Consider the following 24,473-nt stretch of genomic DNA (forward strand, 5'->3'; position numbering starts at 1 on the left):
TCCTCCGGGCCAGATGACAGAGTCGATCAAGGCCGCGTACTGTGCGCGACCTGTGCACTCCTCCGTACGTGCACGGCTTCACGATCGTTCAGGAGGATTCCGATGAACCGCACCGCACGCGCGTTCTGGCTCAACTCCCCGGGCGAAGGAGAACTCCGCGAGGTCACCCTCCCGGAGCCGGCCGAGGGCGATGTCGTCGTGCGGTCGCTGTACTCCGGAGTCAGCAGGGGCACCGAGACACTCGTGTTCCGTGGCGGCGTCCCGGAGAGCCAGTACGCGGCCATGCGCGCGCCGTTCCAGGAGGGCGAGTTCCCCGCCCCGGTGAAGTATGGCTATCTGAGCGTCGGGACAGTCGAGGAGGGTCCCGCCTCGCTCGTCGGCCGTACGGTGTTCTGTCTGTATCCGCACCAGACCCGCTACGTCGTCCCCGCGAGCGCGGTCACCGTCGTACCCGACACGGTGCCCGCCGAACGCGCCGTCCTGGCCGGCACCGTCGAGACCGCGGTCAACGCCCTCTGGGACGCCGCACCCCTGGTCGGCGACCGGATCGCGGTGGTGGGCGGCGGTATGGTCGGCTGCTCGGTGGCCGCCCTGCTGGCCCGCTTCCCGGGCGTACGGCTGCAGTTGGTCGACGCCGATCCCGGCCGGGCCGAGGTCGCCGAGGCCCTCGGTATCGCGTTCGCCGCCCCCGAGGACGCACTCGGCGACTGCGACCTGGTCGTCCACGCCAGCGCCACCGAACAGGGCCTCGCCCGCGCGCTCGAACTGCTCAGGCCCGAGGGCACGGTCCTGGAACTGAGCTGGTACGGCGACCGACGGATCGGCCTGCCGCTCGGCGAGGCCTTCCACTCCCGGCGGCTCGTCGTACGCAGCAGCCAGGTCGGCACCGTCTCCCCGGCCCGCAGCGGCAGCCGCACCTACGCCGACCGGCTCGCGCTCTCCCTGGACCTGCTCGCCGACCCGGCGCTCGACGCGCTCATCACGGGGGAGAGCGCCTTCGAGGAGCTTCCGGATGTGCTGCCGAAGCTGGCCTCCGGGCAGATCCCGGCGCTGTGCCACCGAGTCCGGTACGCGGACACGCCCTGACGCACTCGCTCATTCCGGGACGACAAGAGCGCCTGACCTGAGAAAAGAGTGAGAGACCGCTGAACAACGGGAAGCGAAGAGCCGTACTACTCGACATCCCCGGCAACGATCAGCGGGGATGAGGAACGCACCGCACCTGGAGGGTGTCCGTTGTTCAGCATCACCGTCCGCGATCACATCATGATCGCCCACAGCTTTCGCGGCGAGGTCTTCGGACCCGCGCAGCGCCTGCATGGAGCGACGTTCCTGGTGGACGCCACGTTCCGGCGCGAGCAGCTGGACGACGACAACATCGTCGTCGACATCGGACTGGCCACGCAGGAACTGGGTGCCGTCGTCGCGGAGCTGAACTACAGAAACCTCGACAACGAACCCGACTTCGCCGGCGTCAACACCTCCACCGAGTTCCTCGCCAAGGTCATCGCCGACCGGCTCGCCGAGCGGATCGAGAAGGGCGCCCTCGGCGAGGGCGCCAGGGGCCTCGCCGGTCTCACCGTCACCCTGCACGAGTCGCATGTCGCCTGGGCGAGTTATGAGCGTGCCCTGTGACCGACGTGACGCTGGAGAAGCCGGCCGAGCCGGAGCGGACGACCACGGACAAGGTCAAGCTCGGCTATGTGCCGGTGCAGAACTCCGTCCTGAAGAACGCCGAGATCATCCCCATGTCCCTGCGCTCCGTGCACTTCGTCATGCCGGGCGGCGTCGACGACCAGACCGCGCCCAGCGGCGGCAACGCCTATGACCGGCGGGTGAGTCTGGATCTGCCCGGCTTCGGCTGGCAGGTGCACAAGCACGCGGTGGACGGCAGCTGGCCCCGCCCCGGCGCGGCGGCCCGTGCGGAACTCGCCCGCACGCTGCGGGAGTTCCCGGACGGCACCGTCGTCCTGCTGGACGGGATGGTCGCCTGCGGCGTCCCCGAGATCATCGTCCCGGAGGCGGAACGGCTGAGCCTCGCGGTCCTCGTCCATCTGCCGCTCGGCGACGAGACGGGCCTGGACCCCGCCCTCGCCGCGGAGCTGGACGCGAGCGAACGCACCGTGCTGCGCGCCGTCCCCGCGGTCATCGCCACCAGCGACTGGGCGGTCCGCCGTCTCGTCGCCCACCACGGCCTCGCCCCCGACCGGGTCCATGTCGCCGCCCCCGGCGCCGACATCGCGCCCCTCGCGTCCGGCACCGACGGCGTGTCGCGGCTGCTGTGCGTGGCCTCGGTGACGCCGCGCAAGGGGCAGCACCGGCTGGTGGAGGCGCTGGCCGCGGTGGCCGACCTGCCGTGGAGCTGTGTCTGTGTGGGCGGGCTGAACCACGACCCCGAGTACGTGGCCGGGCTGCGGTCGCTGATCGCGCGGCACGGCCTTGAGGACCGGCTGGTCCTGGCGGGCCCGCAGTCCGGCGCCGAACTCGACGCCAGCTACAACACCGCCGACCTGATGGTGCTCACCTCCTACGCCGAGACGTACGGCATGGCGGTGACCGAAGCGCTCGCACGCGGCATCCCGGTGCTCGCGACGGACGTCGGCGGTGTCCCGGAGGCGGTCGGCCGAGCCCCCGACGGCGGTGTCCCCGGCATCCTCGTCCCGCCGGAGAACCCCGCCGCGATCGCCGTCGAACTGCGCGGCTGGTTCGGCGAGGCGGACGTACGACGCCGACTGAAGGCGGCGGCCCGGGGACGCCGGGCCGCCCTGAACGGCTGGGCCGGCACGGCCCGCAGCCTGGCCACGGTACTGGGCCGACTGCCGAACGAACCCCGGAGGGCGGCATGAGGAAGACGGCAACGACACAGGGCGGGGACACGATTCCGGCCCAGCCGGGCCCCCGGGAGGCCGCCGCCGAGGACCCCTCGGCGCAGCGCGGGATCGTTTCGGCAGGGGGCAACATGAGCGGTGCGTCCATACCGGCGGCGTCCGACGACGACGTCGTGATCCTCGGCGCCGGGCCCGTGTTCCGCCCCGGCGAGCGGGCCACCGTACGGCTGCGCGACGCCGGGCCGGACGACCCGCCCCGGTACGCCCCCGAGTGGCTGGAGCTGCGCGAAGGCGCCGATGCGAGCGCCCGCGCGCACGAGTTGCTCGACCCACTGCGGATCCGGTTCGCCAACCTGCCGGGACGAACCGGCGGAGTCGTCATCCACGACCTGGGCTGCGGCACCGGCTCCATGGGCCGCTGGCTCGCGCCCCATCTGGACGGCGCCCAGCACTGGGTCCTGCACGACCGCGACCCGTACCTGCTGCACTTCGCCGCGGTGGCCTCCCCGCGCTCCGGCGCCGACGGCAGCCGCGTCACGGTCGAGACGCGCCGCGGCGACGTCGGCCGCCTCACCCCGGACGGCCTCAAGGGCGCCTCGCTGGTGACGGCCTCCGCACTGCTGGACGTCCTCACCCGCGAGGAGATCGACACCCTCGCCGCCGCCTGCGCGGGCGCGGGCTGCCCGGCGCTGCTGACGCTCTCCGTCGCGGGGCGCGTCGAACTCACCCCGTCCGACCCGCTGGACGCGGAGATCGCCGAGGCGTTCAACGCCCACCAGCGGCGCTCGGGACTGCTCGGCCCGGACGCGGTCAACGCCGCGGCCGAGGCCTTCTCCGAGCACGGCGCGACCGTCCAGATACACCCGAGCCCCTGGCGGCTCGGCCCCGCCGAATCGGCGCTCACCGCCCAGTGGCTGCGCGGCTGGGTCGGCGCGGCGGTCGAGCAGCGCCCCGAACTGCGCGAGCGCGCCGACCGCTATCTGCGCGACCGTCTCGCCGCCTGCGAGGCGGGCGAACTGACCGCCGTCGTCCACCACAGCGACCTGCTGGCACTGTGCCGTCCGACGGGCGGAGCGTCATGAGCGTGGAGACGGTCACGAGGGCACGCGCCGAACGCCCGGTCACCGAGCCGCACGGCATACGTGCGGGCCTGACCGGGCCCTCCCGTATCGACGTCATCGTCTCCGAGCCCCGCCCGGAAGCGGCCGCCAAGTCGCCCCGCACCCGCCCGCGTACCGTCCTGTCCCGCCTCAACACCCCCGCCGTCCGCACCCACCTGGGCACGGCCGTCGGTGTCGCCATCCTCGTGGCGCTGTTCTGGCGGCTCGGTACCGGTGTGTTTCTCGACGGGCTGCGGCGGATCGACGGGACGGCGCTGTGCGCGGCGCTCGGGGTCGGGCTCGTCACCACCGTGTTCAGCGCGTGGCGCTGGCAGTTGGTGGCGCGCGGGCTGCGGATCCGGCTGCCGCTGCGGCCGGCCGTCGCCGACTACTACCGGGCCCTGTTCCTCAACGCGGCCCTGCCCGGCGGCGTCCTCGGCGATGTGCACCGGGCGGTGCGGCACGGGCAGAGCGCCGGTGACCTGGGCCGCGGGGTCCGCGCGGTCGTGCTGGAGCGGACGGCCGGACAGGTCGCCCTCACCGCCGTCGGTGCCGTCGTCCTGCTGACCATGCCGTCCCCGGTGCTGAACCAGGCCCGGGACCTCACCCCCGTGCTGCTGTTCGCGGCGGTGGGCGCGCTCGCCGTCGTGGCCGCCGTGCGCATGAACCGGGCGCCCTCCCGCCGGGACCGGTCGAACCCGACGGCCCTGCGCACCACGCTCGACGAGGCACGGGAAGCACTGCTGTCCCGCCGCAACGGGCCCGGCGTCGCCGTCTCCTCCGCCGTCGTCCTCGCCGGCCACATCGCGATGTTCGTGCTCGCCGCGAGGATCGCCGGCACCAACGCCTCGGTGGCCGCCCTGCTGCCGCTCGCCGTGCTAGCCCTGCTCGCCATGGGGCTGCCCCTGAACATCGGCGGCTTCGGTCCCCGCGAGGGGGTCACCGCCTGGGCGTTCGGCGCCGCGGGCCTGGGCGCCGACATGGGGCTGGCCGTCGCCGTCGTGTACGGCGTGCTCAGCTTCGTGGCCGCCCTGCCCGGCGCCCTCGTCCTGGTCGCCCGCTGGTACACCGGGCTGCGCGCGGCGTCCGGATCCGCCCGCACCGTGGCGGACCCGGAGGTCGGCGACTATTTTCGTGCGTCTCCCGTGTCCGCTACGGAATCGTCCGCGGAGGTCAGCAGTGACACATACGCGCCGAAGGAATCCGCGAGGCTCGCCAGCAGCCGCTTCCCCTTTTCCGCGCAGCCCAGCGAAGGGCGGCCTATGACTCCCGAATCGGTATAGCCGGACATACCGAGGGTCAGGAGATGACGTCGGTCGTCCGCCACGAAATCGGAAGTCTCATAACCGGGTCGGATCAATTCGGGATGAGTGTGCAGAAGGATGGAGGTCTCAATTTCCCCCGCGTGCATGTCGGTGAGCAACGAGGTCTCCACCCCCGCCCGTTCCCGGGCGGTCTCCCAGTCCTCCGGGGCCGGGAACAGCGCCATTCGCTCGCCGCACGCGGAGGACTCCTGAACGACATTGCCCAGTACGTAGTTTCCGCCGTGCCCGTTGACCAGCACCAGGGCGTCGACGCCCGACCGGCGGAGTGAAGCCGCTATGTCCCGTATCACCGCATGAAGGGTCACCGAGGAGATGCTGACGGTCCCCGGCCAGGCCGCGTGCTCGTGCGAGCAGGCGATCGTCACCGGCGGAAGGAGGTGCACCGGGTGCACCGCTGCGATCTCGCGCGCGATCGCGCAGGCCACGAGCGTGTCGGTCGCCAGCGGAAGGAACGGACCGTGCTGCTCGAAGCTCCCGACGGGGAGGACCGCGACCTGTCGTGAGACGCCCGCGCCTCGGGCCCGTACGTCCTCGGTGGTGTCCGCCGGCACCAGCGAGTGCGCCGCCGGCCGCGTCTGCGCATCACTCATCTTTTTCCGGCCTTTCGTCTCTGCTTAGGAACTGAAGAATCATGACAGAAAAAGTTGGCGTCCTCGGCAAGAAGTCCGCACCGCGGACGCAGCGTTCCGGCGTGGAACGCGTGGTGAATGCCCCGCTGCCCACCGTGTACGGGGAATTCCGCGCGATCGGTTACCTCGACCATGACCGCGGCGACGAACAAGTGGCCCTCGTGTACGGCGAGATCGGCACCGAGGACGTGCTCACCCGGCTGCACTCCGAGTGCCTCACCGGCGACGCCTTCGGCTCCCAGCACTGCGAGTGCGGCGACCAGCTCGCCTCCGCGCTGCGCGCGGTCGTCGCCGAGGGCTCCGGCATAGTCGTCTATCTGCGGGGCCACGAGGGCCGCGGCATCGGCCTGCTCGCCAAGCTGCGCGCGATGGCCCTGCAGGCGGAGGGCCTGGACACCGTCGAGGCCAACCTCGCGCTCGGACTGCCGGTGGACGCCCGTGACTACGGCGTCGCCGCCGAGATGCTGCACGACCTGGGCGTACAGAGCGTCCGCCTGATGTCCAACAACCCGCGCAAGAGCGAGGCGCTGCTGCGGCACGGCATCCAGGTCGCCGAGACGGTTCCGCTGCTGATCCCGCCGTGCGAGAACAACATCACCTACCTGCGCACCAAGCGGGAGCGCCTCGATCACCACCTGCCCCATCTGGACGCGGTCGCGCACCTGTCCTGATTGCCGCGAGGCTCGTCCGGACAGGAAGAGGGAATGACCGACGACGTCCTCTTCCTCTCCGGAGACCAGGTGACGGGCCTGCTGGGCCTGGACGCGGCGATCGCCTCGCAACGCGCGGCATTCACGGCGCTCGGTGCCGACGCGGCCGACCTGCCCGGGAAGATCATGCACCCGAGCCGCTTCGACGACAGCGTCGTCTTCGCGTACGTCTCCCGGCTGTCGGCGGACACCGGCACCGTCGCGAAGATCGGCAGTGTCAACCCGGGCAACGCGGCGTCCGGCCTGCCCACGATCCACGCCGTCATCACCGTGCTGGACCCGGTGACGGGCCGCCTGGCCGCCGTCATGGACGGCACCGCGATCACCACCCTGCGCACGGCCGCCGCGAGCGCCGTCGCGATCGACGCCCTGGCCACCCCCGACAGCGCGGATCTCGCCCTCCTCGGCTCAGGCACCCAGGCCCTCGCCCACGCCCGGGCCGTCGCCCGGGTGCGCGAGGTGAAGTCCGTGCGGCTGTGGAGTCCGACCGCGCGCAATCGCACCCGGGCCGCGGAGCAACTCACGGCCGAACTGGGCCTGCCCGTCCAGCCGGCCGACACCCCGCAGGAGGCCGTCACGGGGGCGTCGCTGGTCGCGGCCTGCACGCTCAGCACGACACCCGTGGTGCGCGGGGAGTGGCTGGCGCCCGGGGCCACGGTGGTCAGCGTCGGGTCGTTCGAGCCCGGGCGCCGAGAGGTGGACGCGGATGTGCTGCTGCACGCCGCGAGCGTCGTCGTCGACGACCCGGTGACCGCGGCCGAGCACGCCGGGCCCGTGGTGGACGCCCTGCGCGAGGGGCTGCTGGCCCCCGAGGACCTGGTCGGGCTCGGTGCCGTCCTCACCGGGCAGAGCTTCCCGAGATCCGGACCCGGGGACATCGTCTACTACAACAGCGTCGGCCTCGGCATCCAGGACGCGGCCGCCGCATGGGCCGTGGTCGAGGCCGCCAGGAAGGTGGGCCCGTGAACACGCACGCGAGCGTCGTCATCATCGGAGGCGGCGTGATGGGCACCAGCATCGCCTACCACCTCGCCCGCGCCGGCGTACGGGACGTCCTCCTCGTCGAGCGCGACGAACTGGCCTCCGGGTCCACCGCCAAGGCGGCCGGCGGAGTGCGCGCACAGTTCTCCGACGAGCTCAACATCCAGCTCGGGGCACGCAGTCTGGAGGCGTTCGGACGGTTCGAGGAGGAGACCGGGTACGACATCGGCCTGCACCGGGTCGGCTATCTCTTCCTGCTCTCGACCCCCGAGGACGTCGCCGGCTTCGAGGCGAGCGTCCGCCTGCAGAACACCCTCGGCGTACCGAGCCGCATGATCGACCCCGCCGAGGCGCAACGGCTCTCCCCGCTGATCACCACCGACGGCCTGCTGGCCGCCGCGTTCTCCCCGGACGACGGCCACTGCACCCCCGAAGCCGTCGTCCACGGCTACGCGTCCGCCGCCCGCGAGTACGGCGCGCGGATCTTACGGCACACCGATGTCACCGGCATCGAACTGCGCGGCGACCGGATCACCGCCGTGACCACCACCATCGGCCGTATCACCACCGACACGGTGATCTGCACGGCCGGCGCCTGGTCGCGGGCCGTCGGCGCGATGGCCGGCGTGGAGCTGCCCGTGGTGCCGCTGCGCCGCCAGATCGCGGTCACCGAACCCGTCGACGGACTGCCGCCGCACCTGCCCATGACCATCGACTTCACCACCAGCCTCTACTTCCACGCCGAGGGCCCCGTCCTCCTCCTCGGCATGTCCGACCCCGACGAGCGGCCCGGCTTCGCCACCGACACCCACGACCGCTGGATCCCCCGCCTGGCCGCCGCCATGGAGCACCGCGCCCCCGCCCTGCTCGACCTGCGCCGCACCGGAGGCTGGGCGGGCCTGTACGAGGTCACCCCGGACCACAACGCGCTGATCGGCGAGGCGACTTCCGTGTCCCGGTTCCTGTACGCGACCGGCTTCTCCGGCCACGGCTTTCTGCAGGGCCCGGCCGTCGGCGAGGTCGTCCGCGACCTGTACCTCGGCCGCGTACCCTTCGTGGACGTCAGCCCGCTCAGCGCCGGCCGGTTCGCGGCCGACGCCCCGCGCCCGGAGGCCAACCGCGTATGACCGAGCTCCATCTGTGGCTGCGCCACGAGGTCCGTTCCACCGAGCGACGCACACCGATCGTGCCGTCGGACGCACGACGGCTGGTCGAGAGCGGGGTGACACTGACCGTCGAGGAGTCCCCGCAGCGGATCTTCCCCGTCGAGGAGTACGAGGCGGCCGGCTGCCGCATCGCGCCGAGCGGCTCGTGGGTGTCGGCCCCGGCGGACACCGTCGTCCTCGGACTGAAGGAACTCCCCGACGAACCCGCCGAACTGACACACCGCCACATCTACTTCGGACACGCCTACAAGCAGCAGCCCGGCGCCAGGGACCTGCTCCACCGGTTCGCGGCCGGGGGAGGGGCGCTGCTCGACCTGGAGTACCTGGTGGACGACAGCGGCCGCCGGCTCGCCGCCTTCGGCTTCTGGGCCGGCTACCTGGGCGCCGCCCTGGCCGTCCTCCAGCACCGGGGCAGGCTCGTCGCACCGCTCACCCCCACCTCGAAGGACGAACTGGACGCACTCCTCCAACCCGCGCCGGAGGACCGGGAGTTCACCGCGCTGGTGATCGGCGCCCTGGGCCGCAGCGGCCGCGGCGCGCGTCTGGCGCTGCTGACCGCCGGGGTCGAGGCGACGCCCTGGGACCTCGAAGAGACCCGCGACCTGGACCGCCCCGCCCTCCTCGCGCACGACGTGGTGGTGAACGCCGTCCTCGCCACCACCCCCGTCCCGCCCTTCCTCCGCGAGCAGGACCTGGACGACCCCGCCCGGGCGCTCCGCACCCTCTGCGACGTCACCGTCGACGTCGGCTCCCCGCTGAACGTCCTCCCGATCTACGACCGCACCACCGACTGGACCGCCCCCGTCCGCCGACTGCGCGAAGACCCCCCGCTCGACCTGATCGCCATCGACAACCTCCCCTCACTGCTGCCCCGCGAGTCCAGCACCGACTTCTCCTCGGCGCTCCTGCCCCAGCTGCTGGAGTTCGAGACGGGCGGCCCGTGGGGGCGCTGCCTCGACCGGTTCCGCCGGGCCTGCCGTGAACTCGGCATCACAGAGGGGGAGTTCCGCCGTGACTGACCGCTCGGTGCGGGTGGACCAGTAGACGGCCCCACGGCCCCAGCCGTCAGTCCTCGGTCACGGCCTCGTGCACGAGCCGCTTCAGGTCCTGGAACATCGTGTGCGAGGTCCGCGGCCGCACCTGCGTCATGAACTGCACCGTCAGATCACGGCTCGGGTCGACCCAGAACGTGGTGGTCGCCACCCCGCTCCAGCCGTACGTACCGAGTCCGGCCGGAGCCTTGGTGCGGGTCGGGTCGATCACCACGGAGACCCCGAGGCCGAAGCCGAGACCGTCGTTGCCGGACTCGTCGTGCGCGGGGCGGCTGCCGAAGGCGCGCAGATCGACGCCGCCCGGGAGCTGGTTGGACGTCATCAGGTCCACAGTCTGCGGCGACAGCAGACGGACGCCGTCCAGCTCGCCGCGGCGCCGCAGCAGCTCCATGAAGCGGTGGACGTCGTGCGCGGAGGCCGCCAAACCGCCACTGCCCGACAGGAAGCGGGGCCGGCCCCGCAGCGGGAGCCCCGGGATCGGCTCGATGCCGCCGTCCTCGGTCTCGCCGTACAACTCGGCCAGCCTGCCCACCTGTTCGTCGGGCACCCGGAACCCGGCGTCGGTCATCCCGAGCGGCCCGAGGACCCGCTCGGCGAAGAACGCGTCCAGCGGCTGCCCGGACACGACCTCGATGACCCGGCCCAGGACATTGCTGGCGACCGAGTAGTTCCACTGTGTGCCCGGCTCGAACTGCAGCGGCAGGCTCGCGTACACGCCGACCGTCTCGGCGAGGTCGGAGCCCGGCAGCACCGCCGACTCCAGGTTGGCGTCGCGGTACAGGGCGTCGACGGGATGCGTGTGGTAGAAGGCGAACGTCAGCCCGGCGGTGTGCGTCATCAGGTGCCGGACGGTTATCGGGCCGTCGGCGGGACGGGTCACCGTGTCGGCGCCGGATCCGCTGACGTACACCCGGGGCTCGGCGAAGGCGGGCAGATGGCGGCCGACCGGGTCGTCGAGGGACAGCTTTCCCTCCTCCACCAGCAGCAGCGCGGCGACCGAGGTGACCGGCTTGGTCATGGAGTAGAGCCGCCACAGCGTGTCCGCCTCGACGGGCAGCCCGGCCGCGCGGTCGCGGTGGCCGTGCGTGGTGAGGTGGGCGACGCGTCCACCGCGGGCGACGGACACCAGGTAGCCGGGCAGCCGCCCCTCGTCGACGTAGTGGGCGAAGTACTGGTCGAGGCGGTCCAGCGCCTTCGTGTCCAGCCCGACCTCACCCGGCTCGACCTCTTGTGTCAGCAGTGCCATCGCTCTCCTCCGAATGCGTACGACGAGGGTGCGCTCCGGCATACCCCGCCGGAACGGCCTCTGACCTCATCGTCCCGCAGGAACACGTGTACGGTCCTTCGATTGCCCATGATCGTCCGTCGCGGCGGCATACGGTCCCGGGAGGGCGCGGCCCAGCACCGCACCGGCCAGCGCCACGGCCGCGAGGGCCGTCATCGGCAGCCCGGGGCCGCCGCCCGCCCCCGTGAGCGCGGTCGCGACGGCCACCCCCAGCACGGGCCCCACGTTCATCGCGGTCTGCTGCAGCCCGCCCGCCACCCCGGCCGACTCGACCGCGGCCTCCCGTACGACGGCATGGGTCGCCGCCACCATCACCGTGCCGAACCCGGCCCCCACCAGCGTGAACGCCGCGCACAGGGCGGGAGTGGCCGAGGCTCGGGACAGGGCGAGGATGCCGAGCGCGAGCAGAACCATCGCCACCGCGGTCGTGCGGCGGGCACCGGCCCGGCGCAGCAGTACCGGGCACGAGGCCGCCGCGAGCACCATCAGCAGCGCCAGCGGCAGACTGACGAGGGCCATCCGGAAGGGGTCCATGCCGAGCGCGTCCTGCAACAGGAACGTGCCGACGAACAGCGCGCCGGACAGCGCCGCCGACGCGGCCACCAGCATGCCGAGCGCCGACCCGACCGCCGCCGAGCCGACGACGTCGGGCGGCAGCAGAGGGCTCGCGGTACGGCGCTCGTGCCGGACGAAGGCGACACCGGTGACCGTGGCGGTCGCGGCCGTCAGGGCCCACCCCGGCAGGGCGACGAGGGCGTGGACCAGACAGGCCAGGGTCGCCGCGAGCAGGAGGGCGCCGGGCAGGTCGAGCCGGGCGGGGGAGGCGTCGCGAGGGGGCCGTACGGCGAGGGCGAGCAGACCGAAGACGAGGGCGGGGACGACGTTCAGCAGGAAGACGACCCGCCACCCCGGCCCCGCCACCAGCGCACCGCCCATGACCGGCCCGGCAGCGGCGGCCACCCCGATCGCGGCGGTCCGCACGGCGATCGGCGTCCGCAGCCGGTCGGGCGGGAACGCGGCCCGCAGCATCCCGAGCGTGGCCGGTTGCAGCAGCGCCCCGAACACCCCCTGCACGACCCGCATCGCGATCACCCAGCCGACGCCGGGCGCCACGGCGACACCCGCCGACGCGGCTCCGAAGCCGAGCATCCCGATGCCGAAGACCCGATGGTGCCCGTAGCGGTCGCCGAGCCGTCCGGCGAACACCAACAGGCTTGCCACCGCGATGAGATAGCCGGTGCTGGTCCACTGGACCTGGGCGAAGGAGGCGCCCAGATCGCGTTGCAGGGTCGGCTGGGCGACGGTGAGGACGGTCCCGTCCAGCGCGACGAGCACGGCCCCGGCGATGCTGCTCGCGAGGGTGAGCCGAGGATTCACTCGCCCTCCAGTCCGAGGTGCGCGTCCAGGACGGACCGCAGCACAGGAACGAACTCGTCGGCGCCCGTGGCCAGTTGAAGACTTCCCCAGCCCCACAGCTGGGCGACCCCGTGCAGGTTGGCCCACAGCGCACCCGCGACGAGCCGGGCGTCGACGTCGGGGCGGGCCCGGCCGACGAGGTCCAGGAGCCGCCCGAAGAGGGGAAGGCTGGTGTCCCGCAGACCCAAGTGGCCGCTCTCCAGCAGATCGTGACGGAACATCAGCTCGTACATGCCGCGGTTGCCGAGCGCGAACTCCAGATAGACGCGCCCCAGCTCGGCCAGCTGCGCCCGTGGAGCCGCCGTACCGTCGCCGACGGCAGCCGTCGCCCGGTGGGCGAGATCCTCGAAGCCGCGGCGGGCGATGGCCGACAGCAGCTCCAGATGGGTGGGGAAGTAGCGGCGCGGGGCGCCGTGCGAGACACCTGCCCGGCGGGCGATCTCCCGCAGGGTGAGGGCCTGGGCGCCCTCCCGGGCCACGAGATCCACACCGACGTCGACCAGACGGGCCCGCAGCCCTGAATCGGATTCCTGCACAGAAGGCATAGACACTGTCTACCATGATCGAGTAGACACTGTCTACGACCCGGGGGTGGGCTGGGAGAGGGGAATCGTGAGCCGCTCGTCAGGGTTGATCCGGATATGACTGAGGACGCCACCCAGAACGCACTGCTCGCACTGCTCTCCGAGGGCCACGGCGGGGTGCTGGTCACCCTCAAGCGCGACGGCCGGCCGCAGCTGTCGAACGTCGGCCACGCCTACTACCCCGACGAGCGGCTCATCCGCGTCTCGATCACCGACGACCGCGCCAAGACCCGCAACCTGCGCCGCGACCCCAGGGCGTCGTACCACGTCACGACCCCCGACCGCTGGGCGTACACCGTCGCCGAGGGCACGGCCGACCTCTCGCCGGTCGCGCAGGACCCCTACGACGCCACGGTCGAGGAACTCGTCCGGCTCTACCGGGACGTCCTGGGCGAGCATCCCGACTGGGAGGACTTCCGGGCGGCGATGGTCCGGGACGCGAGGCTGGTACTGCGGTTGCGGGTGGAGCGGGTGTACGGGATCCCGAAGGGCGGCAACCGGGGCTGACCCCGCGTCACCTCCCGTGCCTGCCGCTAGGGTTGATCCACAGCGGATGGTGTGGAGTCACGGGCGGGGGAGTGCGCGGCATGATGGATCTGCTGTCGGTGGGCGCGATCAGCGGGGTCCTCGCCGGTGTCGGTACGGGATTCCTGGGCGAGGCCGGCAAGTCGGCCTGGGTGTACGCGGGCGGACTGGTCCGGCGGATCGCCGGGCGGGAGGTGGCCGCGCCCACCACGCCCGGCGAGCGGGACGACGTGGCCCGTCTGGTGCACCAGCGTCTGCGGGAGGACCCCCAACTCGCCGACGCCTGGCTGTCGTTCGCCCGCAGCGTGCCCGTCCCCGGAGCGATCCGGGGGCTGCTGCGTCCGTCACTGCCACCGAGCCCGCGCTACTTCACGGACCGCGAGAAGGCCATGAAGAAGCTGGACAAGGAGGCGACCCGCACCTACGACGGACGCCCGCGGCTGGCCCTCCTGCACGGCCTGGAAGGCATGGGCAGCAGCACGCTCGCCCTTCACTGGGGCTGGCGGCAGACCGCCCGCTATCCCGACGGACAGCTGTACGTCGACCTGCGCGATGTCGGGCCCGAGGCGGCCCTCGGCAACCTTCTGCGCCAACTGGGGCTGCGGGATGAGGAGATTCCGCACGACGCGCAAGGCCGTGTCGACCTGCTCCGGCGCTGTCTGGCCGACCGTCGGGTCCTCCTCGTCCTCGACCATGTCAGGTCCCTCGCACAGATCGAACCCCTCCTGACCTCGGCGCCCACGGTCTTCACCATCGTGGTGGCTCAGCGCCCGCTCGTCGGCCTGGGTGCGCAGTCCGTCCCGGTCGGTCCACTGGGCAAGGGCGACGCCCGTCTGATGGTGGAGCGCATCGCCGACGAGTCCGTCGTCAGCGCCTCCCGAGGCGTACTGCCCGCCGTGCTCGACCGCTGCGCCGGCATCCCCTACGCCCTGCACGCCGCCGCACTCCGCCTGTCCCTGCCCGAGCGTCCGGAGGCCCCCGCCGTGCCCGCGAGCGACGACCCGGTGCGTGCCGCCGTCGAGGACTCGTACCGCCTGCTGACCCCTGCCGCGGCCCGTCTCTTCCGCCTGGCCGGACTCCGCCAGTGGCCCGCGCTCGATGCCGCCACGGCCGCGCGCGCGGCCGACATCGAGGAGTCGGAGGCCGCCGGGCTCCTGGAGCACCTCGCCGAGGCGCTGCTCGTCGAACGCACCGGCATCGGCCGCTACCGCTACCGCCCTTCCGTGCGCGCACACGCCGAACGCCTGGCAGCCGAGACGGACCGCATCCCGGCCTGCTCGGCGGCCGTCACCCGGGTCGTCGAGCGGTACCGGGACCTGGCCGTCGGGGCGGCCCGCGCGGCGCTGCCCGAGAGCTGGCGGGTCCCGTCGGCGCCGTCGTCGTTCACCTTCCCCGATCACGGCGCGGCCGTCGCCGCTCTCGTGGCCGAGGCGCCGAGCCTGGTCGAGGCGATGCGGACGGCCGAGGAGTTCCACGACTGGGACACGGCGGCCCTGCTCGGCCAGGCTCTGTGGCCCCTTCAGCTCAAGGCGGGTCACCTCGACGTGGCCCTGCCCGCGCTGGAGACCGCGGCACGCATCGCCGACGAACACTTCCCCGGCACCCGCACGGCAGGCGCCCTGCACTTCCAGCTGGCCCACTGCCTCATGGAGTTGGGTCGCTGGGATGAGGCCGAAGGCGAGGCGCGCGCCGCCGCCCGCGACGAACGGGCCGCCGGACATGTGCGCGGTCACGCCTCCGCGGTCGAGATGCTGGGCATCCTCCGGCTGCGGCAGTGGCGGTTCGACGACGCGTACGCCTGCTTCGAGGAGGCGCACTCCGTCTACAACACCATCGGCCCCGCCGACGTGGGCCACGGCGACCTGCCCCGCGCCCTGGCGCTGCTCGACCGGCATCGGGGGCACGCGCTGGGGCAGCTCGGACGTCCGCAGGCGGCGGAGGAGTACCTTCAGCGTGCCCTCGACTTCTTCCGCGGCCGCCACGAGGCCTACAACACCGCCCGCACGCTCACCGACCTCGCCACGTTCCGCCTGGACGCCGGTGAGCCCCGCGCGGCGCTGCCGTTGATCGACGAGGCGATCGGCCTGCTCGGCGCGGAGAACGCCGACCATCACGTGCGGCGGTTGCGCGAGTTGCGGGAGCGGTGCGTCACTCCGGAGTGACGGTCACCGGGTGGGCGCGCTCACCCGTGCGCACCGTCAGCCCCGACCCGACGAGCTCCTCCGGCGACTTGCCCGCTCCCAGCCACGCATGCAGCGCCGAGGCGTACACCGCCGCATCGGCGTCCGCGCCCGGCCCGCTCTCCAGCCGCAGCAGCGCCCCGGAACGGCTCCTGACGACACAGGCCCCCGGCCCGGTGACATACGCAGCGAGCGCACAGTGCCGATGCCGGTCGAGGACCTCGCCCGTCCAGTGCGCGGGGGACACGAAGCGCGGGTCGTCGGCGGCCCCGTATCGGAACACCACGTCCGCGAGGGCGAGTTGGTCGACCTCGCGGGTGTCCTCGTGCACGGCCAGGTGCGAGGCTTCGCCGGTCGTGCCGTACGGCGCCGGATGCGGGCCCGGGTACCGGGTGACCGCGATCTCGCCGGAGCCCAGGAGCCGGGTCAGGACCATGAGCGGCACGGTGGGTGTCGCGGGCTCGTACGGCGGCAGCCGGAGCGGTTCGAGGCGGGCGGGGCCGTCGGGCTCGGGGATGCCGATCAGGTCGTAGAAGAGGCGCCGAAGCCGGGTCGCCGACTCGCCGGGGGCGGAGCTGATGAACTCGGCCGGTTCGGGCGACGGGCGGTGGCCGTCGAGCAGCGTCTCGATCTGTGGGCGCAGGGGGAGTGCGGGCGTGAGGCGGGGTGCCGTGCGGACGAAGGCGTGCACCGGGGCGTCCGGGGCCAGTCCGGCGAGCGGCGTGGCGCCCAGCAGTACCGGGGTGCCGAGCGCGGCGGCGTAGTAGGTGACCGAGCCGTGGTCGCCGATCACCGCGTCGGCGGCGACGAGTGCCTGCCGCCAGCCGTGCAGGGGGTCGATCAGGGCCAGGCCCGCACGCCGGGCGCGGTCGAGCCAGGCGCGGATCTGGCCGGGGCCGTGACCGTGCCAGATGTTGGGGTGTAGGACGGCCGCGAGGCGGTACTCGTCCGCCGGGAACTCCGAGGTCAGGCGGGGCAGCAGGGAGGGCAGAACGTCATCGCCGCCGCCGTCGCCGAACAGCGACTCGGGGTTCCAGGTGGAGTTGAGGACGAGCAGCCGCTGCCCCCGGGCCACGCCGAGGGCGCGACGGTAGCGCTCGCGGTACGGGCGGGCCGCCAGCATGCGGTCCCAGCAGGGGTCCCCGGCGAGTACTGCGGTGGGCGCGGCCTCGGGGCATGCGGTGCGCAGCCGCTCGTACTGCTCGGGATGGGACAGCACCAAGGCGTCCACGACCGGCTCCCCGGCCTCGTCGAGCAGCCACTCCGGTGACAGCCCGAAGACCGGATCCGACCCCGCTCGCTGCCCGCCGACCGTCGGGTGTCGGGTGTCGGGTGTCGGCAGCCTTTTAGTGTATCCGACGCCGTGCGACAATGCGGTCAATATGCCGGATACTTCCCGGAGTTGACCGCCGAAGCTCGCCGAGACCGCCAATGCGACCGGCGTCTCGACCGCCTGCTCCCACGGCACTACGGGCACCCCCGTGTCCGCCAGCAACTCCGCGATCCCCGCCCGGAACGCCGATGACCCCGGGCACGTCACCAGCAACTGCACCCTGAGGTCGTCGTGGAAGAGCGGGAGCACATCCAGCAGCCGGGTCGCGGAGGTCACGTTGTGGACGACGAGGAGCACCTTGCGGGTCTTCCCTCGCGTGGCCCACCGCGCCGCGTCGTCCCCGACCGGCACCCGTATCCATCCGGCCCCCGCCACGCTTCCGCCCGCCTCCCGTCCCCGACCGATCGAATGATCGGGCAACGATAGTCAACGCCCACTTCGCGCGTGCCGGCCGCCCCTGAATCCGGCCGGTACGCGCGAAGCTCCCCCTCCTCGGCTAGCGCAGCGCCCGCAGCGCCTCGTCGGCCCCCTCGGCGCGCAGGTTCACGAAGGCGGGCGTGACGGTGAGCGGGGTCGGGTACGACGTGAGGGTCGCCGGGCCCTTGACCGTCGTAGCGCGGTTGACGTCGTACCACGTGCCGGGCGGCAGGTGGATGTCCCGTGACGGCGACGAGGTGAGATTGGGTGCCGCCAGTACCGCCGGGCCGAGCATCCACTGGTCGTCGATCGTGTAACCCGCCCTGTCCCGAGGGAAGTCGAAGAACAGCGGGCGGACGATCGGATCCCCGGTCCTGAGCGTGTCGCGCACCTGGTCCCAGACATAGGGCGCCAGCCGCTCATGGCGGGCCGTCGCCTCCCGGTACAGGGCGACGGTCTCGTCGTCGTAGTCCACCTTCTGGCCGGTCGTCGGGTCGATCGTGTCCACGGGGGACGTGGAGGCGTACATCAGCGGCATGTACGACGCCGACTGCGCCCAGCGCACCAGTACCTCCTTCGTCGGCGCGGGCCGGCCGAGGGAGCCGCCGATCATGTCGGTCTCGATGAACGGGTAGCCGATGGTGGACAGGGCGAGGTTCTGGGTGACGGACGCCCGGAGGGAGTTCCAGCCGGTGCCCTTGTCGATCTGCCGGATGACGAAGCCGGACTCGTGCGCGGGCCTGCCCCAGTGCACACGGATGCCGGCGCCCTGGAGGTCGTAGGTGTCGGCGAGTTCGGAGCCGAGGCGCTGGTAGTCGGTGCGGGTGTTGCCGTCGCGGCCGGTGCAGTGGTCGTCGAAGAAGCGGGTGTCGAACTTCAGGCCGTCGACCCGGTAGGTGTCCATCAGCTTCCGCAGGTTGCTCCGGTACCAGGCCTTCGCCTCGGGGTTGGCGAGGTCGACGATGCCCGCCGTGCCGTTCCACCATTTGACCGTGCAGGGCTTGGCGGGGTCGGTGGCGTCCCGCAGCAGATAGTCGTGGTCGGCGGCGTACCGGTAGTTGGCGGAGTCCAGGTTGATCCACAGGGTGACCCAGAGGCCGAAGTCGTAGCCGAGGTCGTGGATCCGGTCGGACATGGCTCTGGGGTCCGGGTAGGCCTTCGGGTCGAAGGTCATGTTGCCGTAGTTCGACTCCCACTTGTCGTCCAGCTGGACGGTGTGGCCCTCAAGTCCGTTGTCATGCAGGTCGGTCGCGTAGTCCAGGAGCTTGGCCTGGTCGACCTTCGTGTAGAACTGCGCCCAGGAGTTCCACAGCGGCCTGGCGTACTGCTCGTAGGTCGCGTCGCTCTGGCGCGGCCTGCCGACGATGCCGATGTAGTCGCGGTAGACGGCGCGCGGAGTGGATTCCACGAAGACCGTCGCCTTGTACGTCGCCCCCGACTCGACCGTGAAGCGGCCGAGCCCGTCGCCGCCCGCGTTCAGGGACACGTCCATCGTGTCGCCGGTGTCGACGTACAGACCGGCCGAACTCGCCGTGTACCAGAACGGGTCGACCATCTGGTACGACGCCGCGCTGAAGTCCTCCTGCTCGACCCGCCCGGCGTCCAGCGGCCAGGGCTGGTCGGTGTACGGGCCGCCGGCGGGGGTGGCGGTCTCGCCATGTCCGTACCAGTGGCCGGCGGAGGAGAGGTCGTAGGTGAGGCCGAGTCCGGTGGCCTTGACGCCCTTGACCTCCCAGTCGAGGAGGTAGCGGTCGGAGGCGGGTGTCAGACGGGCCTCGACGTGTGCGCCCGGGAGGGTCGTGTCCGCGGTCAGCGTGAGCACGCCTGCCTGCCAGCGCCAGTCGGTTAGCCGTGTGGCGTGCTGCCAGGTGCCGCCGCTGTGGAAGCGGAGGGCTTCGGGACCGGTGGTGAGTACCGTGCGGTCCGATCTTCGGGTGGTCAGGGCCAGTTGACCGTCGGTGCGGACGGAGACCGAGTAGCCGGGTGAGGTGAGCCTCACCGCGTCGCGCGACTCCGAGACCCTGGTGTGCGACTCCGGCGCGGGGGTGCCGAGGGCGGTCGCCGGCAGCAGCGCCGCCGTGAGGGTGGCGGCCAGCAGAGAGCCGTACTTGCGGGAGGGGAGGCGCACCACTCACGTCCTTCTGCGGGAGACGGGAGACGGGAGAACCGTGGGGTCGTGGGGTCGCTGTGCCGCAGGGCTGTTCTTTCTGCTCGTCGCGGCCGATGGTCTTGCGTCAAACGTCTACTGTCAACGGGGCCGTTGTCAGTGGTGGGCAGTACGGTCCTGGTATGGCAGCCGTATTCGATCTCACGCTTGACTGCGCGGACGCACAGCTCCTCGCCACGTTCTGGAAATCGGCTCTCGGGTATGTCGACGAGCCGCCGCCCCCGCCCTTCGCGACACGCGAGGAGTGGCTCGCGCAGTTCGACCTGCCCGAGGACGACTCCGCGGACGACGGCGCGTGGCTCTGCGATCCGGACGGCGTCGGCCCCCGTCTGTCCATACTGAAGGTGCCCGAGCCGAAGACGGCGAAGAACCGGCTTCACATCGACATCCGGGTGCCGGGGCATGGCGGCCCGGAGGAGCGGTGGGAGCGCATACGGGTGGAGGCCGAGCGCCTGGTGCGTGCGGGCGCGAGCGTGCGGGAGACGGTCGACGGCCATCACTTGGTGATGGCGGACCCGGAGGGCAACGAGTTCTGCGTCGCAGCGGCTGCCGCGGTGTGACGGGCCCCGCGGTGTGACTCAGGCCGTGCGGGTCGCGCCGCCCGTCACCGTGGTCGCGGAATCGGCGCCCGTCGTCCCGGCCTCCTCCTTCACCCAGGCTTCCAGGCACATCACGAACTCGGTCGCACGGTCGGCCCAGTTGAGGTGGGTCAGGGCCGCTTCCCAGCCCCGCGTGGCGGCGCGCAGACGCATCTCCGGGTCGGTGCGCAGACGCCGTACGGCCTCCGCCGCCGTGGCCGGGTCGCCGTAGGGCACGACGAGGCCGCAGCCGTAGCGCTCGACCAGGCCGGCCGCGAGCGGGGTGGGTGTGGTGACGAGGGGGACGCCGTGGGCCATGTACTCCACGGCCTTGGTGGGGCGCGAATGGCGGTAGTTGGGCTGGTCGTGGAGGAGGGAGAGGCCGGCCAGGGCGCCGGAGAGCAGGGCGAGGGCGCGGTCGTTGGGCAGATAGCCGTGCCAGCGCAGTACGCCGTCCCGGTCGGCCTCGGCGAGCGCGTCCCGCACCTCGGGGTCCGCCGCGCCGATCGCCTCGACGTGGATGTCCGGCGCCAGCAGCCGTGCCGTCTCGATGAGTTCCAGCGCACCGCGCGCCCGGGAGAGGTGCCCGAGGTAGACGACCCGGTCGTCACCGGGCGGCTCGGGCCGGTCCGGCGGCACTGTGGTGAGGTTGGTGACGACGGGGTGCGGGCGGCGGAAGCGCTGCTGGTAGGCGTCCTCGGCGAGCAGCAGCCGCAGATGCCGCTCCGCCAGCCGTTCCGCCGCCCGCACGGCAAGGCGGAGCGGCGGCCGCAGCGGCCTGGGCAGCCAGCGCTTCATCACCAGTGCCGCCGCCGTGTCCTCGTGCACGTCCCACACGGTGACCGGAACCCGGCCGCCGCGCCGCCAACGGCGCAGTGTCCCGGGCAGGGCGAGCAGCAACTCCGGGTCGTGCAGCAGGACGACGTCCGCCTGGGGTCCCCGCTCGGCGAGCAGGGTGCGGGCCGCCCGCAGTGCCGTCCGGCGGTCCCGGCCGGCGGCCCGGGGCAGGTCGACGCCCTCGACGTACCGCCGTGGTGCCACCTGGCGGGACGCGAACGGCGCGGCGTACACGACCCGGTGCCCGCGTTCCCGCAGTGCGGCGATCTCCCGGTGCAGGATCCGGGCGTCCTCGGGGTGATGGACGACGGTGACCACGAGTATCCGCATCAGAGCACGCACCTTTCGACTGCCCCGAGTACGACGGCCTTGAGGATGACGGCCTGAGGATTGACGGCCCTGAAGGAAGCGGGCGTCGAGGATGACGGCCTCGGCCTGCGACACCTGGAAGTGGCGCTACAACACCTCGACGTCGGGCCGGAAGATCCGCCCGCGGGTGTCGAACAGCAGCCGGGCCGCGTCGCCGAGGGCCGGAAGGTCGTAGACCGAGTGGTCCTGGAGCAGGATCGTCAGGTCGTGCTCGCGCGCCGCCGCCGTGACGTCGTCGACGCGCGGGACGCCCGCCCCGTCCACCGACCACAGCCGCACATGCGGATCGTGGAAGGAGACCTCGGCCTCCCGCTCCCGCAGCAGCCGCGCCACCGGCACCGCGGGCGATTCCCGCTGGTCCGCCACGTCCGGCTTGTAGGTGACCCCGAGCAGCAGCACCCGGGAGCCGTGCAACGGCCGGCCTGCGGTGTTGAGGAGGTCCTGGGCGCGGCGCACGACGTACTCCGGCATCCGGCGGTTGATCTCCTGGGCGAGTTCGACGAACCGGAACTCGTAGCCGAGGGACGAACGCACCTTGTACGAAAGGTAGTTGGGGTCGATGGGTATGCAGTGCCCGCCGACGCCGGGACTGGGCCGGAACGCCTGGAAGCCGAACGGCTTGGTGCCGGCGCAGCGGATCGCGTCCCACAGGTCGACGTGCAACTCGTGGCTGATCACGGCGAGTTCGTTGACCAGGGCGATGTTCACATGCCGGTAGGTGTTCTCCAGCAGCTTGGCCATCTCGGCCTCTCGGGTGCCCTTCGCCTGTACGACGGTGTCGACGAGCTTGCCGTAGAAGGCCGCCGCACGCGCCGCGCACGACGGGGTGCAGCCGCCGACCACCTTGGGTGTGGTGCGCAGTCCGTGCGTGGTGTTGCCCGGGTCGATGCGCTCCGGTGAGAAGGCGAGCGCGAAGTCCGAGCCGACCTTGAACCCGGACTCCTCCAGGAGCGGGCGCACGACCTCCTCCGTGGTGCCCGGATAGGTGGTCGACTCCAGCACGACGAGCTGCCCGGGCCGCAGCCGGCCCGCCACCGTGCGCACGGCGGATCTGACCGCGCTCAGATCGGGCCCGCCGTCCTCGCTGAGCGGGGTCGGCACACAGATCACCACCGTCTGCGCGCGGGCCAGACAGGCGTCGTCCGTGTACGCCGCGAAGCCGGCCGCCAGCATCCGGCGGACGTCCTCGTCGGAGACGTCGTCGACATGGGAGTGCCCGGTGTTGAGCGCCTCCACGACCCTGGGGTCGCGGTCCAGCCCGACGACCCGCAGGCCGATCGACGCCGCCTCACGCGCGAGCGGCAGTCCGACGTATCCCAGCCCGATCACCGCGAGTTCCACGTGATCGGGCCGTTCTGCTTCTCCGAGGGATCCTCCGAGGAGTTCTCCGGGAGGTTCTCCGAGCGGTTCGCTCGCTTCCCCGAGCGGTTCGGTCTGGTCGGCCTGCATAGGGATTCACCCCGCCTCAAGGCATCCAAGGGCGCCGTACGCCTCACGAGTGGTGGCGGCGACCTGCTTCCAGGTGCGGTCACGCGCGACCATCGCGCGGGCGGCTGCTCCCCACTCTGTCCGCCGCTTTTGACTGTAAATGAGCGATTCAAGTTCATCAGCCCAGGATTTTGGCGATTTGTTGGGAATTAGTCGTCCGTTAACCTCCGGTTCGACCAGTTCTCGTAGCGCCGTGAGATCACTCGCGGCCACGGGCACACCGCTCGCCATCGCCTCCACGGGCTTGAGCGGGGTCACCAGCCGGCAGACGCGTTCATCGGTGCGCGGCATCGCGAACACGTCCAACGCCGCGTAGTAGTCACGGACTTGGGTGTGTGGCACCCGCCCGGTGAACAGCGCGACCCCGTCGTCCAGGCCCAGTCGGCCGGCCAGCGCCTCAAGGGCGGGGCGCTCGGGCCCGTCCCCGACGATCAGCAACCGCAGCGGCACGCCACGCCGACGCAGCTCTTCACCCGCATGGAGCAATGTGCCGATCCCCTCGTGCGGGGTGAGACTGCCGACCGTGCCGACGACGAACTCGTCCGGAGCGATCCCGAGCCGGGCCCGCACCGGCGCCCCGTCCGGCAGCGGGGCCAGGAAGGCGTCGTCCACGGCGTTCGGCACGATGAGCACCCGCTCCTCGGGCACCCCGCGCGCCACGATCTCGCCCTTCATCGCCTCACCCAGCGTCAGCACCAGATCGGCCGCCCGCATGCAGTGCGTCTCCAGTTCACGCCGGACCCGGTACGTCTCGTCCTCCCGGCTGCGGCCCGGCGCCTGCGTCAGCCAGGTCTCCTCCAGGAAGCCCCGCACCTCGTAGACCACCGGCAGCCCGTACGTCTCCCGCAGGGCCAGTGCCACGCGTCCGTTGCCGTGGTCGGACGCGGCATGCAGTACGGCGGGCCGCAGCCGTTCCACCAGCCGCGCGGCCAGTTCGGCGTTACGCGCCAGCGCCGCGGCCTGTCCGTAGGGCAGCCGGAACGGCAGCAGCCGGTGCTGCGGCACCCCGGCCACGTGCTGCGACGGGCGGGCGTCCAGCACCCCCTGCGTCACGGGAAAGCCGATCCGGGTCACGACATGCGGGTCCAGTCCCGCCGCCAGCTGCGCCTCGGCCAGCTTCTGGGTGCGCACGGTGTAGCCGGCGTGCCGGAACGGCAGCCCGTTGGTGACCAGATGGAGCACCCGGCCCGGCACGGGCCGCAGCGGCCGCCCGACAGGCGCGGGCACCCGGGCGGCGGAAGGCGTGGCGACCGGCCCCGCGGCCCGCGCCCGCCCGGCAAGCCGCACTTCGAGCGGCCGCACCCCGCGCCGGGCGCGCCCCGGCAGCAGCCGTACGGCGAGCAGAGCGGCCCGCACCGGATCCTGGCGCAGCTCGCCAACTGCCACGGAGGCGGCCAGACTGAGGGCAAGTGGAAGATTCCGGGACATATCGCCAAGGTAAGCCGCCCCGCCGACACCGGCACATGGCGCGCGCCCGTAGGCGACCGAGCCATCAGGACTGAG

Annotated in this window: 20 protein-coding genes and 1 pseudogene; 12 read left to right on the top strand and 9 right to left on the bottom strand. The window is 72.3% G+C overall.

The window, feature by feature from the left end; genetic code table 11:
- Positions 1 to 102: 102 nt before the first annotated feature.
- The 5 genes and pseudogenes from ACFWYS_RS08225 to ACFWYS_RS08245 all read left to right on the top strand — a co-directional run.
- A complete protein-coding gene (locus ACFWYS_RS08225; RefSeq protein WP_384764895.1) occupies positions 103 to 1,086 on the top strand; it encodes a zinc-binding alcohol dehydrogenase in 984 nt (327 codons plus the stop codon).
- Positions 1,087 to 1,236: 150 nt separating this feature from the next.
- Complete coding sequence (locus tag ACFWYS_RS08230; RefSeq protein ID WP_384764896.1) at positions 1,237 to 1,635, top strand: 6-pyruvoyl tetrahydropterin synthase family protein; 399 nt, start codon at positions 1,237 to 1,239, stop codon at positions 1,633 to 1,635.
- The gene (locus tag ACFWYS_RS08235) at positions 1,632 to 2,846 is read left to right on the top strand and encodes a glycosyltransferase family 4 protein (RefSeq protein WP_384764898.1); all 1,215 of its coding nucleotides are present in this window, start codon (positions 1,632 to 1,634) and stop codon (positions 2,844 to 2,846) included. Before ACFWYS_RS08230 ends, ACFWYS_RS08235 begins: the two co-directional genes overlap by 4 nt.
- A gap of 113 nt (positions 2,847 to 2,959) precedes the next feature.
- Positions 2,960 to 3,910 (top strand): SAM-dependent methyltransferase, encoded by a 951-nt coding sequence (locus ACFWYS_RS08240; RefSeq protein ID WP_384765108.1) that lies wholly within the window; start codon positions 2,960 to 2,962, stop codon positions 3,908 to 3,910.
- Positions 3,907 to 4,908, top strand: a pseudogene (locus tag ACFWYS_RS08245) (lysylphosphatidylglycerol synthase transmembrane domain-containing protein); the annotation flags it as partial. The gene ACFWYS_RS08240 and the pseudogene ACFWYS_RS08245, both read left to right, overlap by 4 nt.
- 146 nt (positions 4,909 to 5,054) lie before the next feature.
- On the opposite strand, the gene ACFWYS_RS08250 reads toward ACFWYS_RS08245, so the two are convergent.
- Entirely contained in the window at positions 5,055 to 5,843 is a 789-nt protein-coding gene (locus ACFWYS_RS08250) for a creatininase family protein (RefSeq protein WP_384764899.1), read from the bottom strand.
- Between the two features lie 41 nt (positions 5,844 to 5,884).
- On the opposite strand from ACFWYS_RS08250, the gene ribA reads away from it, so the two are divergent.
- The 4 genes from ribA to ACFWYS_RS08270 are packed head-to-tail and all read left to right on the top strand — an operon-like array spanning position 5,885 to position 9,758.
- Positions 5,885 to 6,553 carry a GTP cyclohydrolase II gene (gene ribA / locus ACFWYS_RS08255; RefSeq protein WP_384764901.1) on the top strand — a complete coding sequence of 223 codons (669 nt, stop codon included), beginning with the start codon at positions 5,885 to 5,887 and terminating at the stop codon, positions 6,551 to 6,553.
- A 33-nt stretch (positions 6,554 to 6,586) separates the two neighbouring features.
- A complete protein-coding gene (locus ACFWYS_RS08260) occupies positions 6,587 to 7,558 on the top strand; it encodes an ornithine cyclodeaminase family protein (protein ID WP_384764903.1) in 972 nt (323 codons plus the stop codon).
- On the top strand, positions 7,519 to 8,700 hold the full coding sequence (locus ACFWYS_RS08265) for an NAD(P)/FAD-dependent oxidoreductase (RefSeq protein ID WP_384764905.1): 1,182 nt from the start codon (positions 7,519 to 7,521) through the stop codon (positions 8,698 to 8,700). Before ACFWYS_RS08260 ends, ACFWYS_RS08265 begins: the two co-directional genes overlap by 40 nt.
- Positions 8,697 to 9,758 carry a saccharopine dehydrogenase gene (locus ACFWYS_RS08270; RefSeq protein ID WP_384764907.1) on the top strand — a complete coding sequence of 354 codons (1,062 nt, stop codon included), beginning with the start codon at positions 8,697 to 8,699 and terminating at the stop codon, positions 9,756 to 9,758. The genes ACFWYS_RS08265 and ACFWYS_RS08270 overlap by 4 nt, the downstream gene beginning before the upstream one ends.
- A 46-nt stretch (positions 9,759 to 9,804) precedes the next feature.
- Here the strand turns inward: ACFWYS_RS08270 and ACFWYS_RS08275 are convergent, their stop codons facing one another.
- The 3 genes from ACFWYS_RS08275 to ACFWYS_RS08285 all read right to left on the bottom strand — a co-directional run bounded on the left by ACFWYS_RS08275 (position 9,805) and on the right by ACFWYS_RS08285 (position 13,037).
- Positions 9,805 to 11,037, bottom strand: coding sequence for a serine hydrolase domain-containing protein (locus ACFWYS_RS08275; RefSeq protein ID WP_384764909.1), 1,233 nt, complete (start codon positions 11,035 to 11,037; stop codon positions 9,805 to 9,807).
- 66 nt (positions 11,038 to 11,103) lie between these two features.
- Positions 11,104 to 12,453, bottom strand: coding sequence for an MFS transporter (locus ACFWYS_RS08280; protein ID WP_384764911.1), 1,350 nt, complete (start codon positions 12,451 to 12,453; stop codon positions 11,104 to 11,106).
- The gene (locus tag ACFWYS_RS08285) at positions 12,450 to 13,037 is read right to left on the bottom strand and encodes a TetR/AcrR family transcriptional regulator (RefSeq protein WP_384764912.1); all 588 of its coding nucleotides are present in this window, start codon (positions 13,035 to 13,037) and stop codon (positions 12,450 to 12,452) included. The genes ACFWYS_RS08280 and ACFWYS_RS08285 overlap by 4 nt, the downstream gene beginning before the upstream one ends.
- 96 nt (positions 13,038 to 13,133) lie before the next feature.
- Between ACFWYS_RS08285 and ACFWYS_RS08290 the strand changes: the two genes are divergently transcribed.
- Both ACFWYS_RS08290 and ACFWYS_RS08295 read left to right on the top strand, forming a co-directional pair.
- Positions 13,134 to 13,583, top strand: coding sequence for a PPOX class F420-dependent oxidoreductase (locus ACFWYS_RS08290; protein ID WP_384764914.1), 450 nt, complete (start codon positions 13,134 to 13,136; stop codon positions 13,581 to 13,583).
- Positions 13,584 to 13,663: 80 nt separating this feature from the next.
- Positions 13,664 to 15,763: a tetratricopeptide repeat protein gene (locus ACFWYS_RS08295; protein ID WP_384764916.1), complete on the top strand. Its 2,100-nt coding sequence runs from the start codon at positions 13,664 to 13,666 to the stop codon at positions 15,761 to 15,763.
- Here ACFWYS_RS08295 and ACFWYS_RS08300 read toward each other — a convergent pair.
- Both ACFWYS_RS08300 and ACFWYS_RS08305 read right to left on the bottom strand, forming a co-directional pair.
- Positions 15,750 to 17,489 carry a hypothetical protein gene (locus tag ACFWYS_RS08300; RefSeq protein WP_384764918.1) on the bottom strand — a complete coding sequence of 580 codons (1,740 nt, stop codon included), beginning with the start codon at positions 17,487 to 17,489 and terminating at the stop codon, positions 15,750 to 15,752. The two genes, ACFWYS_RS08295 and ACFWYS_RS08300, sit on opposite strands and share 14 nt — an antisense overlap.
- A 121-nt stretch (positions 17,490 to 17,610) precedes the next feature.
- Positions 17,611 to 19,659, bottom strand: a complete 2,049-nt coding sequence (locus ACFWYS_RS08305) for a glycoside hydrolase family 31 protein (RefSeq protein ID WP_384764920.1) — start codon at positions 19,657 to 19,659, stop codon at positions 17,611 to 17,613.
- A 161-nt stretch (positions 19,660 to 19,820) separates the two neighbouring features.
- Here ACFWYS_RS08305 and ACFWYS_RS08310 point away from each other — a divergent pair, with 161 nt between their 5' ends.
- On the top strand, positions 19,821 to 20,258 hold the full coding sequence (locus ACFWYS_RS08310; RefSeq protein WP_384764922.1) for a VOC family protein: 438 nt from the start codon (positions 19,821 to 19,823) through the stop codon (positions 20,256 to 20,258).
- An 18-nt stretch (positions 20,259 to 20,276) separates the two neighbouring features.
- Here ACFWYS_RS08310 and ACFWYS_RS08315 read toward each other — a convergent pair whose 3' ends face one another.
- From ACFWYS_RS08315 to ACFWYS_RS08325, 3 genes are all read right to left on the bottom strand, one after another.
- The gene (locus tag ACFWYS_RS08315; protein ID WP_384764924.1) at positions 20,277 to 21,443 is read right to left on the bottom strand and encodes a glycosyltransferase; all 1,167 of its coding nucleotides are present in this window, start codon (positions 21,441 to 21,443) and stop codon (positions 20,277 to 20,279) included.
- 126 nt (positions 21,444 to 21,569) lie between these two features.
- On the bottom strand, positions 21,570 to 22,931 hold the full coding sequence (locus ACFWYS_RS08320) for a nucleotide sugar dehydrogenase (protein ID WP_384764926.1): 1,362 nt from the start codon (positions 22,929 to 22,931) through the stop codon (positions 21,570 to 21,572).
- A gap of 6 nt (positions 22,932 to 22,937) precedes the next feature.
- Complete coding sequence (locus ACFWYS_RS08325) at positions 22,938 to 24,356, bottom strand: glycosyltransferase family 4 protein (RefSeq protein ID WP_384764928.1); 1,419 nt, start codon at positions 24,354 to 24,356, stop codon at positions 22,938 to 22,940.
- Positions 24,357 to 24,473 lie beyond the last annotated feature (117 nt).

The sequence above is a fragment of the Streptomyces sp. NPDC059010 genome (assembly GCF_042740355.1).
Classification (GTDB): Bacteria; Actinomycetota; Actinomycetes; order Streptomycetales; family Streptomycetaceae; genus Streptomyces.

What these genes read in the sequence shown, in the direction of transcription:
- ACFWYS_RS08225 (WP_384764895.1), top strand. Translation starts at nt 103, where the DNA reads ATGAACCGCACCGCACGCGCGTTCTGGCTCAACTCCCCGGGCGAAGGA.
- ACFWYS_RS08240 (WP_384765108.1), top strand. Translation starts at nt 2,960, where the DNA reads ATGAGCGGTGCGTCCATACCGGCGGCGTCCGACGACGACGTCGTGATC.
- ACFWYS_RS08250 (WP_384764899.1), bottom strand. Translation starts at nt 5,843, where the DNA reads ATGAGTGATGCGCAGACGCGGCCGGCGGCGCACTCGCTGGTGCCGGCG.
- ribA (WP_384764901.1), top strand. Translation starts at nt 5,885, where the DNA reads ATGACAGAAAAAGTTGGCGTCCTCGGCAAGAAGTCCGCACCGCGGACG.
- ACFWYS_RS08260 (WP_384764903.1), top strand. Translation starts at nt 6,587, where the DNA reads ATGACCGACGACGTCCTCTTCCTCTCCGGAGACCAGGTGACGGGCCTG.
- ACFWYS_RS08265 (WP_384764905.1), top strand. Translation starts at nt 7,519, where the DNA reads ATGGGCCGTGGTCGAGGCCGCCAGGAAGGTGGGCCCGTGAACACGCAC.
- ACFWYS_RS08270 (WP_384764907.1), top strand. Translation starts at nt 8,697, where the DNA reads ATGACCGAGCTCCATCTGTGGCTGCGCCACGAGGTCCGTTCCACCGAG.
- ACFWYS_RS08275 (WP_384764909.1), bottom strand. Translation starts at nt 11,037, where the DNA reads ATGGCACTGCTGACACAAGAGGTCGAGCCGGGTGAGGTCGGGCTGGAC.
- ACFWYS_RS08285 (WP_384764912.1), bottom strand. Translation starts at nt 13,037, where the DNA reads ATGCCTTCTGTGCAGGAATCCGATTCAGGGCTGCGGGCCCGTCTGGTC.
- ACFWYS_RS08290 (WP_384764914.1), top strand. Translation starts at nt 13,134, where the DNA reads ATGACTGAGGACGCCACCCAGAACGCACTGCTCGCACTGCTCTCCGAG.
- ACFWYS_RS08295 (WP_384764916.1), top strand. Translation starts at nt 13,664, where the DNA reads ATGATGGATCTGCTGTCGGTGGGCGCGATCAGCGGGGTCCTCGCCGGT.
- ACFWYS_RS08310 (WP_384764922.1), top strand. Translation starts at nt 19,821, where the DNA reads ATGGCAGCCGTATTCGATCTCACGCTTGACTGCGCGGACGCACAGCTC.
- ACFWYS_RS08315 (WP_384764924.1), bottom strand. Translation starts at nt 21,443, where the DNA reads ATGCGGATACTCGTGGTCACCGTCGTCCATCACCCCGAGGACGCCCGG.
- ACFWYS_RS08320 (WP_384764926.1), bottom strand. Translation starts at nt 22,931, where the DNA reads ATGCAGGCCGACCAGACCGAACCGCTCGGGGAAGCGAGCGAACCGCTC.